The 12,407-nt window shown below is 74.0% G+C and carries 12 protein-coding genes; 3 read left to right on the plus strand and 9 right to left on the minus strand.

From position 1 onward, the window contains the following. Positions 1-56: 56 nt before the first annotated feature. Both ACZ46W_RS32525 and ACZ46W_RS32530 read right to left on the minus strand, forming a co-directional pair. On the minus strand, positions 57-311 hold the full coding sequence (locus ACZ46W_RS32525) for an acyl carrier protein (RefSeq protein ID WP_468345468.1): 255 nt from the start codon (positions 309-311) through the stop codon (positions 57-59). Further along, positions 308-1,480, minus strand: coding sequence for an acyltransferase domain-containing protein (locus ACZ46W_RS32530; protein WP_468345470.1), 1,173 nt, complete (start codon positions 1,478-1,480; stop codon positions 308-310). Before ACZ46W_RS32530 ends, ACZ46W_RS32525 begins: the two co-directional genes overlap by 4 nt. A 193-nt stretch (positions 1,481-1,673) precedes the next feature. Between ACZ46W_RS32530 and ACZ46W_RS32535 the strand changes: the two genes are divergently transcribed. Further along, the gene (locus ACZ46W_RS32535; protein ID WP_468345472.1) at positions 1,674-2,873 is read left to right on the plus strand and encodes an NAD(P)/FAD-dependent oxidoreductase; all 1,200 of its coding nucleotides are present in this window, start codon (positions 1,674-1,676) and stop codon (positions 2,871-2,873) included. 18 nt (positions 2,874-2,891) lie between these two features. Next, the gene (locus ACZ46W_RS32540; RefSeq protein ID WP_468345474.1) at positions 2,892-3,848 is read left to right on the plus strand and encodes a sigma-70 family RNA polymerase sigma factor; all 957 of its coding nucleotides are present in this window, start codon (positions 2,892-2,894) and stop codon (positions 3,846-3,848) included. Positions 3,849-3,858: 10 nt separating this feature from the next. On the opposite strand, the gene ACZ46W_RS32545 is transcribed toward ACZ46W_RS32540, so the two are convergent. The 7 genes from ACZ46W_RS32545 to ACZ46W_RS32575 form a co-directional block, all read right to left on the minus strand. Next, positions 3,859-4,815 carry an aromatase/cyclase gene (locus ACZ46W_RS32545; protein WP_468345476.1) on the minus strand — a complete coding sequence of 319 codons (957 nt, stop codon included), beginning with the start codon at positions 4,813-4,815 and terminating at the stop codon, positions 3,859-3,861. A gap of 96 nt (positions 4,816-4,911) precedes the next feature. Then, entirely contained in the window at positions 4,912-6,660 is a 1,749-nt protein-coding gene (locus tag ACZ46W_RS32550) for an FAD-dependent oxidoreductase (protein ID WP_468345478.1), read from the minus strand. Next, a complete protein-coding gene (locus tag ACZ46W_RS32555; protein WP_366132369.1) occupies positions 6,657-6,944 on the minus strand; it encodes an antibiotic biosynthesis monooxygenase family protein in 288 nt (95 codons plus the stop codon). The genes ACZ46W_RS32550 and ACZ46W_RS32555 overlap by 4 nt, the downstream gene beginning before the upstream one ends. Positions 6,945-6,979: 35 nt before the next feature. Next, entirely contained in the window at positions 6,980-8,593 is a 1,614-nt protein-coding gene (locus ACZ46W_RS32560; protein ID WP_468345481.1) for a class I adenylate-forming enzyme family protein, read from the minus strand. A 120-nt stretch (positions 8,594-8,713) separates the two neighbouring features. After that, on the minus strand, positions 8,714-10,018 hold the full coding sequence (locus tag ACZ46W_RS32565) for an FAD-dependent monooxygenase (protein ID WP_468345483.1): 1,305 nt from the start codon (positions 10,016-10,018) through the stop codon (positions 8,714-8,716). Further along, on the minus strand, positions 10,015-10,800 hold the full coding sequence (locus ACZ46W_RS32570; protein ID WP_468345485.1) for a thioesterase II family protein: 786 nt from the start codon (positions 10,798-10,800) through the stop codon (positions 10,015-10,017). The genes ACZ46W_RS32565 and ACZ46W_RS32570 overlap by 4 nt, the downstream gene beginning before the upstream one ends. Positions 10,801-10,832: 32 nt before the next feature. Then, on the minus strand, positions 10,833-11,654 hold the full coding sequence (locus tag ACZ46W_RS32575; RefSeq protein WP_366132373.1) for an AfsR/SARP family transcriptional regulator: 822 nt from the start codon (positions 11,652-11,654) through the stop codon (positions 10,833-10,835). 312 nt (positions 11,655-11,966) lie between these two features. Between ACZ46W_RS32575 and ACZ46W_RS32580 the strand changes: the two genes are divergently transcribed. After that, a complete protein-coding gene (locus tag ACZ46W_RS32580) occupies positions 11,967-12,377 on the plus strand; it encodes a VOC family protein (protein ID WP_468345488.1) in 411 nt (136 codons plus the stop codon). Positions 12,378-12,407 lie beyond the last annotated feature (30 nt).

A 12,407-nucleotide genomic window follows, 5' to 3' on the forward strand; every position in this document is an offset into this window, starting at 1 on the left:
GGACGCCCGTGAGTTGTCCTCGACCGGTTTTCGAGCGTCCCTGGACCGGCGCGCCGCTACCGCGCGGCGGGCGCGGAGAGCTTGCGCGCGACGAAGGCGTCGATGGCCGCGATGGACTGGAAGTGATCGAGTTCCAGGTCCTCCTCCTCGACGGTGATGCCGAACTCGTGCTCCACGAAGGAGACGAGCTGCATCGCGAACATCGAGCTGACGAACCCGAGCGCGAACAGGTCGTCGTCGTCCTTCAGGTCCGTCACCGGGAAGAAGCGGGACAGGTACGCCGCGGTCCTCGCCCTGGTCCGCGGGTTCACCGGGGCGCTCCGCCCGCGGCCGCCCGGCGGGTGTCGATGGCCGCCGCCATGCGCGCGATGGTGGGCCACTCGTACACCTGGCGCAGTGTCATCCCGACGCCGAAGGTCTCCGCCACCCGCCGGATCAGCCGGGTGGCGAGCAGCGAGTCGCCGCCGGCCCCGAAGAAGCCCGCGTCGCGGGGCAGCCGCTCGACCCTCAGCAGCTCGGCCCACAGGCCGTGCAGCGCACGTTCGGTGGGGGTGGCGGGCTCGCCGGCGGCCGTGGCCCCGGCCACGGGGTCCGGTGCGGAGGCGGGGAAGCGGGCCCAGTCGATGCCGGCGCCCGCGAGCCACAGCCGGCCCAGCGCCTCCAGGGCCGCGGCCGAGTCGGAGCCGCTGTGGTGCGGCGGGCGCAAGGTGGCGACGACGGTGCCGGCCCCGCCGCCCGGGGCCCGGCCGGGGCCGGCCTCCAGCAGCAGGTGCGCCGGGTCGGGGACGGCGGGCGTGGCGCCGCCTCGCGGCGGGGCGCCGCGGGCGACCAGGGCCAGGGCGTCCGGCAGGGACAGCGCCCCGGCGAGGGTGGCCGCGACGTACTCGCCGGTGCCCTGTCCGGTCATGGTGGAGGGCCGGGCCCCCCACGACCGCCAGAGCCGGGCCAGGGCGTACTCGACGGCGAACAGCGCCGGGTGGGCGAGCCCGGTGGTGCCGAGCGGGCGCCCGCCGCTTCCGCGCCGCCCGGGCTCGGGGTCGGGGAAGACGACCTCCCTGATGTCCAGGCCCAGTTCGGGGGCGAGCAGCCGCGCGCACCGGTCGAGCGCGGCGCGGAAGACCGGGAAGTCGCGGTACAGGTCGCGGCCCATGTCGGCGTGGTGGCCGCCGGGGCCGGGGAAGAAGAAGGCGACCGGCACCGGCCCGCCGCCGGGCACGCGGGCGACACCAAGTCCTCTGGCACGGCCGCCCCCGGCCACCACGGCCCCCCGGTACCGGCCGCCCGCACCGGCGGCGCGGACGCGCACGGGAACGTCCTCCTGGCCGAAGGCGCCGGTCAGGTGCGTCGTCAGGGCGGCCATCCGGGCTTCGGCGGACGGGCGGTCGGCCGCCTCGAACAGGCTCAGGTGCCACAGGACCGGCCCACCGGCGCCGAGCCCCGCTGCCCCGCTGTCCCGGGCGGTAATGGTCGTCGCGCTCATGCCGCTCCTCGCAATCTCGGCCGGCCGCAAAGGGGCGTGGTCCGCCCAGGCTGACGGCCACCCCTGGAGCCCCGCCGGAGCGGTGCCGGAGCCAGCACCCTGTACGTGACCCACGTCACATGAGGTTCCTGTCAGGAATCGGGGTGCTGTTCCGCTCAGTCACCGGAAGCAACCCAACCGACAGGAGCTACCCATGAAGCACCGCATCGTCGTCCTCGGCGCCGGGTATGCCGGGGCGTACGCGGCCGGGAACCTGGCCCGCCGGCTGTCGCCGGCGGACACCGAGATCACCGTGGTCAACGCCGAGCCGGACTTCGTCGAGCGGCTGCGGCTGCACCAGGTGGCGGCCGGCCAGGAGATCGGGGCCCGGAAGCTCGCCGACGTCTTCGCGGGTACGGGAATACGGCTGCGCCTGGCCCGGGTCACCGACGTGGACCCCGAGCGCCGGGTCGTCGCCGTGGCCGACGGCGGCGGCGGTGGCGAGCTCGGCTACGACACGCTCGTTTACGCGCTCGGCAGCCACGTCGCCGACAGCGGCGTCCCGGGCGTGGCCGAGCACGCCTTCGACGTCGCCGGCCGGCCCTCGGCGCTGCGCCTGTGTGAACGGCTGGACAACCTGGGCGGGCGGGGCGAGGGCGGGAATGTGCTGGTCGTCGGCGACGGGCTGACCGGCATCGAGACCGCCACCGAGATCGCCGAATCCCGGCCCGGTCTGTCGGTGACGCTGGTCGCCCGAGGCGAGCTGGGCGCCCGGCTCTCCGCCGGGGCCCGCGGCCACCTGCGCGGCGCCTGCGACCGGCTGGGCATCACCGTTCTGGAGCACACCCGCGTCGAAGCCGTGGAAGCGACGCGGGTGTTGTGCGCCGACGGCACCGTCCTGGCGTCCGACGCGACCGTGTGGACGGCCGGGTTCGCGGTCCACCCCATCGCCGCCGCCAGCGGGCTGGAGGTCACCGAGACCGGCCGGATCGTCGTCGATCGCACCATGCGGTCCGTCTCGCACCCGAACGTCTACGCCGTCGGCGACAGCGCCTACGCCGTCGGCGACAACGGCCGGCCGCTGCCGATGTCCTGCGCCTCGGCCGGCTCCACCGGCCGGCAGGCCACGGCCGCGATCGTGGGACGCCTGACCGGCCGCGAGGTAGCGAACATCAAGCTGGACTACGTGGGCAACCACATCAGCCTCGGGCGGCGGGACGGGATCTTGCAGATGGTCGACGACGAAGGGCGGGCGAAGCCGAAGTTCGTCGGCGGCCGGAAGGCCGCGCGGGTCAAGGCGGGCGTCCTCAGGATGTCGCTGTGGGGCATCTCGCATCCGACCTTCGGCATGCCCACGCGCCGGCGCCGCCTGGCCCCGGCGCCGGAGGCCCTCGCCGTCGAGGCGGTCGCGTAGCGGTCTAGGGTGATCTTCGTGGACAGCACCGCTCCTGATCGCTTCGACACCAGTCGGTTCGAGGCCAGCCGGAACCGGCTGGCCTCGCTGGCGTACCGGCTGCTGGGCTCGGCCACCGACGCCGAAGACGCCGTGCAGGACGCGTTCCTGCACTGGCAGGCCGCCGACCGGCAGCGGATAAGGGTGCCGGAAGCATGGCTGACCAAGGTCGTCACCAACCTGTGCCTCGACCGGCTCCGCTCGGCACAGGCCCGCCGCGAGCGCACCGTCGGCGCCTGGCTGCCCGAACCGCTCCTCGACGGCGACCCGATGCTCGGCCCGGCCGACACCTTCGAGCAGCGCGAATCGGTCTCCCTGGCCGTGCTGACGCTCATGGAGCGTCTGTCGCCCCTGGAGCGGGCCGTCTACATCCTGCGTGAGGCGTTCTCCCACAGCCACGCCGAGATCGCCGAGATCCTCGACATCACCGAGTCCGCGAGCCAGCAGCACCTCCACCGGGCCCGGCGCCGCGTCACCGCCGCGCGCCGCCACGACGGCGGCGACGTCGACCCCGCGTCCGCCCGCAGGATCGTCCAGGAATTCCTCGCCGCCGCCACCTCGGGCCGCACCGACCGGCTGGTGGCGCTGCTCACCGAGGACGCGACCGCGATCTCCGACGGCGCGGGCCTGGCCGAGCGACTGCTGCGGTACGACACTCCGCAGCGCGTGGCCGCCATCGCACGGGCCGGCTTCAAGCCCACCGCCGCGAAGCGGCGCCTTGTGGGCGGCACGCCGGCCGTCCACTACGCGGTCGTCAACAACACCCCCGCCATCCTCACCGTGCTCGGTGACAAGGTCGTCGGCTCCGTGACGTTCGACATCGTCAACGGCAGGATCGCCACCGTGCGCGGCATCGCCGCCCCCGCCCGCCTCACCCGCCTCACCGAAGCCTGGCGGCAGCACGAACCGGACACGCCGCTCATCGCCCAGTGGTGACCCGAGGCCGTCACAGCACCCGGATCGCCGACTCCGCGTGGCGTTTGGCCAGTTCCAGCGTGGCGGTGGAGTTGCGGCCGAGTGCTTGGCGTATGTAGCGGCGGGCCTGTTCCAGGGTGGCGTCGTGGCCGAGGATGCGGGTGATGTTGTCTTCGCGGATGACGACGCTGTGCTGGCTGGTGACGGTGACGCCGGTTTCGTCGGGGGTGACGGTCCATTCGCCGGTGTGGGCGTCCATGAGTGCGGGGGTGGTGGTCTGTTTGTAGACGATGCGGCCGGCGTGGGGGAAGCAGACGCGGATGGATTCGGTGGTGTGGGTGCTGCCGTCGGCGGTGGTGGTGTCCATGGCCATGATCTGCACGCCCGGGGTGTCCTCGGTGAGGTCCAGACGCGAGACGTGGGGGACGAGTTCGGGCCAGTCGCCGACGCGGTAGAGGAAGTCGTACACCAGCTCGGCGGGGCCGTTGACGCGTACGGAGTCCTCGAAGGACAGCACCAGCTCATCCAACCGACCCCACCGCTCCGCGAGCCGCTTCAGGTTCTCCAGCTCCGCGCCCGTGTTGCCGGCGAGCGTCCGCTCCACCCAGGCGACGTCCTCCGGCCGGTCGCCGGTCACGGTGAAGTCGCTGTGCAGGCTCAACAGGCTGGTCCCGCCCGGGCGCTCCTCCACCGTCCAGGTGCCGTTCATCGTCTCGACCGGCGCCTCGGGGTTGAGCTGGCGGAAGTCGATGCGCCGCTCCTGCGGGTCCTGCACCCGTCGCGAGAGCCACGACCGGATGCGGCCGCCGGCGGTCGCCCACATCCGCAGCCGCTCGTGCCTCCCGTCGAACTCCAGCCGCTCCACGTGCACGGTCGGCGGGAAGAACAGCGGCCACTGCACCGCGTTGGAGATCAGCCCGTAGACGACCCCCGCCGGTGCGGCCACCTCGACCGACTGCGTCCTGCGGTGCACACGCTCACCCGACACCACACACCACCTTCTTCTTCGTTCCTCGGTGAATCGATGAATCGACGATCTGAGTCGGCGATCGCCCGGGGCCCAAGGCCCGCCCATGGGCCGCCGTCACGCCCCGTGTTCCTCCACCCGCCGGGCGCGGGCGGTCACGACGAGCCCCGGCTCCGGCCGGGCCGCGTCGGCGAGCGGGACGGCCGGCCGCAGCGGGGCCAGCGCCCGGCCCAGCGCGACCCGCGTCAGGGCGGTGCCGCGCGCGGCGACGTACCCGTCGGGGCGCACCAGCAGCCAGCCGCCCGGCGCCAGGCCGAGCGCCACGCGAAGCCGCCCGTCCGGGTCGGCGAGCGGGGCGGGGCCGTCGGGGCCCGAGCCGCCGACGGTCCGTACCGACAGCCACTCGCCGTACTGGGCCGCCGCCGTGATGGCCACGCCCACCGGCACGTCACCGGGCCCGCTGCCGCCCGCCGCGAGCAGCAGCGACCAGCGCGGGTCGCGCAGTTCGGCGCGCAGCCCCGCGCAGCCGGGGTCGTCGGTGTCGTGGACGTGGGCCTGGGTGACGCGTTCGCCCGGCGCGGGCGCCGGGGCCGGTTCGACGCCCGCCATGACGGCGGAGCCGGACCGGGCGACGAGCCGGTAGCCGTCGACGGTGGTCAGCGAGGAGTTGCCGTAGCCGATGCGCAGCCCGGACATGCCGCCGAGGACCTTGCGCTGGATGGCCCGGCGCAGCGGCGCCACGTTGCGTACGACGGTGAAGACGACGGGCAGCGCCACCGAGGCGAGCAGGTTCTTGAGCTGCACCAGGAAGGTGGCGGTACGGGTGGAGCCGAGCAGCGCCCGCCCGATGGGCACCCGTTCCTCGTCGTAGGTGTCGAGGAGTTCCCGCCCGGCGTGGCCCCCTTCGGCCATGGCGAGCTTCCAGGCGAGGTTGTACGCCTCCTGGATGCCGGTGTTCATGCCCTGCCCGGAGGCCGGGCTGTGCACATGGGCGGCGTCCCCGGCGACGAAGACGCGGCCGTCGTGCATCCGCTCCACCATCCGCTGCTGGAAGGTGAAGGTGGAGGTCCACTCGGGCTCGCCGACCCGTACGTCCCGGCCGAGCCCGGCCGACAGCTTCCGCGACAGCCGCTCCTCGGCGGGGCGCGGATCGGCGGCGCGCGAGGCGGGCGCGGTGTCCAGCAGCCGCCAGTGGCCCTCGCGGGCGTAGGGCACCATCATCAGCGCCTGTCCCCCCGTGTGGGCCCAGTAGATGGTGTCGGGCGGCAGGTCGGTGGCGACCGGAGCGTCGGCGAGCATCCACGTCTCGCTGGTCTCGCCGGTCAGTTCGAGGCCGAGCAGTTTGCGCACCGTGCTGTGGCCGCCGTCGCAGCCCACCAGCCAGGACGTCCGGACGCTCTCTGCGGTGCCGTCCGCCCGCGTCAGCTCCACCCGTACGCCGTCCGCGTCCTGCTCGAACCCGGTGAGCCGCACGCCCCACTCGACCTCCACACCGAGCCTGGCCACGGCGTCGCGCAGCACGGCCTCCGTCTCGGTCTGCCCGATGACGAGGGTGTACGGGTACGAGGTCGGCATCGTGGAGTAGTCGGCGTCCAGCCGCACGAGCCGGCGCCCCTTGGCGTACATGGTGAACGCCCGGTTTCGCCGGCCGCGGCCGAGGATGTCGCCGACGACGCCCATCTGGTCGTACGTCTCCAGGGTGCGCGGGTGCGCGGCCACGGCGCGGCTGGTGCGGGCGGGCCCGGAGGCCGCGTCGACGAGGCGTACCCGCAGCCCCCTGCGGGCCAGTTCGTGGGCGGCGGTCAGGCCGACCGGTCCGGCGCCCGCGACGAGGACCTGGGGCCGGTCGCCGGAGCCGGGCGTCACGCGCTCTCCTCGACCGTCTCGTACAGCCCCGGCTCGGGCGTGGCCAGCGGGCCCAGGCCCTTGACGATCGCCTGGAACTCCTCGCTGCGCACGGCGCGCTGGTGGGCCTCGGCGTCCTGCCACACGGCCAGCTCCAGGAAGACGTTGGGGGCCTTGGCGTGGCGCAGCGTCTGGTGGCTGACGTAGCCGGGCTGGGCCGACATGTAGGAGGTGAGGCGTCCCTTGACGGCGAGGAAGGTGTCGATGTCGCCGTGCACGGTCAGCTTGTTGACGAAGGTCACCATGGTCTGCTCCTTGAGGTTCGGTGCGGATGCGTGGGTCAGGCGGCGGCGCGGGCCCTGAGCTGCTGCCGCAGGCCGCGCCGTTCGGGCTTTCCGGTGGGCGTGCGGGGTACGGCGTCGATCGCCTCGGCCATGCGGATGCGCTCGAAGGGCGCGAGCCGCTCGTTGGCCCGCGTGGTGATCGAGTCGAGGACGTCGAGGACGTCGATGCCCTCCACCGTGCCCTGCCCGTAGCCGGGGTAAGGCCCCGGGTCCGGGTCGTCGTTGAGGACGATCCCGGCCCAGACGAGTCCGCCGTGCACGTCGTCGGGCCAGTCGGCGACGATGCAGTCGGCGACCCTGGGGTCCTGGCTGAGGACGTGCTCGATCTGGCTCGGGGAGACGATCTCGTTGTCGTACTTGAAGATGTCGGCGAGCCGGTCCACCAGCCGCAGCGCCCCCTCGTCGTCGAGGTAGCCGACATCCCCGGTGGAGAACCAGCCGTCCTCGTCGATCCGGGACGGCTCGTCGTCCCCGAGGTAGCCGGCCATCAACTGCGGGCCGCGCACCTGCACCTCGCCGGTCGACCAGACGTCCACCGGCTCACGGGAGTCGACGTCGACGAGACGGCACTCGGTCCCGGGGACCACCTGGCCGACCTTGCCCGGCCGGTAGGCGCCGGGCTGCTGGCAGTGGGTGAGCGGGGACAGTTCGGCCATGCCGTAGCCCTGGATGACGGGCACACCGATCCGGTCGCGCAGGTTTCGCGCCGCCTCGGGCCGCAGCCCGGAGCCGCCGGAGAGCACGGCCGTCAGCCGGGTGCCGCCCGGTGCGTGGCCGGCGTCGGCCAGCCGTCCGTCGGCGGCGAGCCGGTGCAGCCGGGCGGGCAGGCCGTAGTAGTGGGTGGCCCCGGCCTCGGCGGCCGCGGCGAGCGAGGCGAGCGGGTCGGGGTCGGTGCACAGCACCTGGCAGGCACCCGCGTACACCGCCGAGTTGAGGTGCATGACGTGGTAGAGCGGCAGGTGGTTGAGGGTGACGGACGCGCAGTCCAGCCGGTGCGCGAGCGCGGTCTGCTTGGCGTTGGCGACCAGGTTGCGGTGGGTGAGCAGGACGCCCTTGGGGCGGCCGGTGGTTCCGGTGGTGAACTGCACGCAGGCGATCGACCCCGGGTCGGTCCGGCCCGCCCCCGGTGCGTCCGGCGCCGACGCGAGCGCCGTGTGCAGCGGGACGGCGTCGCCCGGGACCACGCCGTCCGGCGCGTCGGTCACCACGATGGTGCGCAGCCCGGGCAGCGCGCCGCGCAGCTTGGTCAGCACCTCGGCCGTGGCGGTGGGCACGAACGCCACCTCCACCTCGGCGGCGGTGAACACGTGCCGCAGCCCCGCCTCCCTGATCAGCGGGTTGACCAGGACCACGGTGGACCCGCCGCGGACGGTGCCGTAGTAGGTGGCGGCGAACACCGGGTCGAGGACGTTGGCCACGCCGACCCGCGCGCCGGGCCGGCCGCCGGTCTCCCGCTCCAGCCAGGCGGCGACGCGGTCGGCGAGGGTGTCGAGTTCGCCGAAGGTGAGCGCCGTGTCCGCGTTGCGTACGGCGACGCCGTCGGGGTCGCGTACCGCCGCCGTGCGCAGCAGGCCGTCCAGCGGGAAGTCCGGATACGTGAAGTTCGGCACGGGCTCGTTCTCCTCCGGCTGGTCGGTGCGCGGCCGCGGTTCACCGCTCGGCGGCTTACACGGTGTGCCGGAGCGCTTGAGGAACCGTCGAAGAGCGCTGGAGGAGGAGGCGGGCGCGGGTCAGCCGCGCGTGGGAGCCGTATCGGTCGGCGTCGGGGGCGTGGCGGTGGACGTCGCGTCCGTGGCGGTGAACAGGTCGGTGCGCACCGACACGGGGTCGGTGCCGTACGCGACCGTGCGGGTGATCCGCTCGCCGAGCGGGGTGCGGGTGACCAGCGCGGCGGCGCGGGAGCGCAGCCGTGTGGTGACCGGTCCGCCGCGTCCGAGCAGCACCTTGGCCTGCATCCGCTGCATACGGTGAACGGCCGCCGCGACGGGGCGGCGCCGCCGCTCGTACGGCAGGAGCCGCTCCCGGCGGGCGTCGCCGGCGCGCACGGCGCCGACGAGCACGGGGTGGGCGGCGGCCGCGTCCTGGAGGGCGAGGTTGATGCCCTGGGCGCCGATCGGGCCGTGGGTGTGGGCGCTGTCGCCGACGAGGACGAGGCCGCCCCGCACCCACTCCCCGGCCTGCGTGGCGAACACGTCGAGCAGGGTCAGGTCGGCGAGGCCGCGCAGCCCGCCGTGGATGAGGTCGGCGATCTGCGGGAGGGCGTCGGCCAGGTCGCGGCGGATCGCGTCGATGCCACGGGCCGCCGCCCGGTTCCAGGTGCGGTGCGGCAGCGTCCAGCCGATCCGCAGCCGGTCGGGGTGGGTGTCGTGCACGAGGAGCGCGCCGCCCTCGGTGCGGTGGACGCGTACGTGACCGGTCGCACGGCCGGCGGCGGGCAGCGCGAACCACACCACGTCCTGGTCGAACGCCTCCGAGCGCCCCGCGTCGATCCCGGCGAGCCGCCGCGTGCGGGAGAACCGGCCGTCGGCGCCGACCACCACCAGGGCCCGCACGGTCACGGCCGCGCCGTCCCGGCCGTTGGCCACGGCCCCGGTGACCGGCCCGTCGCCGTCCCGGAGCAGCGCCCCGATCCGGTGGCCCTCCAGCAGGGTGAAGCCGGGCAGTCGCCGGCAGGTGTCGAGGAGTTCGGCCAGCAGGTGCCGCTGGGGCAGGGCGAGCAGCCGGTCGTACGGGGCGGCCAGCCGCCGGTAGTCGATGTCGAGCAGCAGCCGGTCGTCCTGGAGCACCTGGAAGCCCGCCAGGTCGCACGCGCCCCGGGCCCGGGCGCCGGCCAGCACGCCCAGGTCGTCGAGGACGCGCTGCCCGCCCGGCTGGAGGATCTCGCCGTGGAAGTCGCGGCGCAGCCCGGTGGAGCGTTCCAGCAGCGTGACGCGCACCCCCGAGCGCAACAGCATCAGGGTCAGGGCGAGCCCGGCGGGCCCGGCGCCGACCACGCACACGTCGGTGCGCAGCTCCCGCGTACCGCCGCCGCTCATCGGGCGCCGGCCTGCGCGGTCGCGGCCGGTACGGGTGCGGGTGCGGTGCGCCGGACGACGCGGCAGGCGCGCCCGAGGAGCCGGGGCAGTTCATGGCCGCGCACGAAGAAGTGGTCTCCGGGCACGGTCCGGGTCACCACCGGGCCCGTACTCCAGCGCCGCCAGCCGTCCATCACGGCGGGCCGGGCCAGCGGGTCGTCCTGGCCGGAGACGACCAGCAGGGGCACGGTCAGCGGCCCGGCCGCGACCGGCTGGCGGGCGGCGACCCGCAGGTCGTGGGCGAGGGTCAGGTCGTCGCGGAGCACGGGCATCACGGCCCGGTGCCAGAACCCGCCGGGCGCCGCGCCCTCCGGGAGGGCGCCCACCTCGTCGAGCAGGCCCAGCAGTTGCTCGTCGGAGGCGCCCCAGGCGTCCGACAGGTCGGACCCCGCGTCGGGCGGCGGGCAGGCGCCGACGGCGAGCAGCGCCGGCCCGGGCAGCCCCGCCTCGTGCAGGGCGCGGGTGACGGTGTAGGCGACCATCGCGCCCAGGCTGTGCCCGTACAGCACGTACGGGACGGACGGCGCCCGGGACACGAACGCGCCCATCAGGTCGGCCAGCAGCGCCTCGCGGCCGGTGACGCGGGGCTCGCGCCGCCGGCTCTCCCGGCCCGGCAGCAGGTGCGGCACCGTCTCGACGCCCCGCCCCAGGTCGGCGGGCCAGCCGTAGAAGGACGAGACGCCGGCCCCGGCGTGCGCGAAGCAGTGGAGCCGTACCGGCTGTGCGTCCTGTACGTCGGACATCTGCCGTCCCCTCTCTCGTCTCTCTCGTCGCCCTACGCCGCGTACAGGTCGAAGGTGGAGCTGCGGCGCGGTCCGCTGACCACGTCCAGCGCCGGGTCGACGGTGAGCATCGCCTGGTGCAGCCGCTGGAGCTGCGGCGAGGGCTCCACACCGAGGTCCTCGACCAGCCGCATCCGCAGCCTGCGGTACACGTCCAGCGCGGTGGCCTGCCGCCCGGAGCGGTACAGCGCCACCATCGCCTGCGAGTGCAGCCCCTCGTGCTGCGGGTGGCGGGCGATCAGGTCGGTGAGCTCGGCGAGGAGTTCGCTGTGCCGGCCGAGCCGCAGATCGGCGTCGATCCGCCGCTCCACGGTGACCAGGCGGCTCTCCTCCAGCCGCATGACCTCGATCTCCAGGATCGGCCCCACGCGCACGTCCACCAGGGCGGGCCCCTGCCACATCGCCAGCGCGTCACGCAGCAGGCTCGCCGCCCGCTCGTCCTCGCCCTCCTCGAAGGCGCCCTGCCCCGCGGAGACCAACTGCTCGTAACGGTGCACGTCCACGCACTCCGGCGGGATCTGGAGCAGGTAACCGCCGTGCCGGGTGGCCAGCACCTCCTTGGCGGAGCCGGGCGCGTCCGGCCCCATCGCGGTGCCCAGCCGCCGGCGCAACTGGAGTATGTACGTCTGGAGGGTCGTCATGGCGCTCTGCGGCAGGTTGGTGCCCCAGATCTCCTCCATGAGCGTCGGCACCGGCATGACCCGGCCGGGGTAGAAGGCGAGCAGAGCCAGAATCTGGCGCGGCTTGCCCGCGGTCGGGACGATCGATCCCCCGTTGACTTCGGCGTTCAGTGGACCCAGAACCTGAATCTCCACGGTTTCCTCCCCGTTGGCCGTCGGCGCCCAGCACGCTAGCCCCGATTCCGCCACCCGCCCCGGGACCTCGACCCGCGCTTGAGCAGCCCTCCAAGCGAGACACGCCCGGACCCGCGCGGGAACGCCCCCTTCGTGACGAAACCCCGGGCGGCGACCGCCGTCACGCTCAATAGGACATTCCCTGACCTAATGGGGCCTTACGGTCGATCCGAGCGCACACGGCCCGTGGCCATCCGGACGGCTCCGGCCGGCGTGCGGCCCGATACCGAACATGACACAACGGGCGTACGTCCCGTGACCCAGGAGTTTCCCGTGCCCTTCGCCCCTTGCATCAGCGTGTCCGACACCGCCGCCAGCCTCGCCTTCTACAAGAAGCTGGGCTTCGATACCGACTCCAGCACCTCGCGCCCGGGCGACGACATCCACATGCTGCTCCACAAGGGCGAGTTCTGCGCGATGATCTACAGCAATGCCGACCTCAAGAACTGGCTCCCCGTTCTCAGGGACCAGCCGCTCGGATTCGCCGGCATGTTCTACTTCTCCATCGACGACCTGGACGCCTTCTACGAGCACGCCTCCCGGCACGCCGAAGTCGTCAAGGAGATGACCACCGACGAGAGCGGCCAGCGCATGTTCTACATCCGCGACCTCGACGGCTACGTCATCGGCTTCAACGACAAGGCCGCGCTTCAGGCCAGCGACCTCGGCAAGTACGCCGAGTAGGCCACACGGTCCTGGCGTGCGCCCTAGAGA

The sequence above is a fragment of the Streptomyces sp. NPDC031064 genome, from assembly GCF_055570965.1.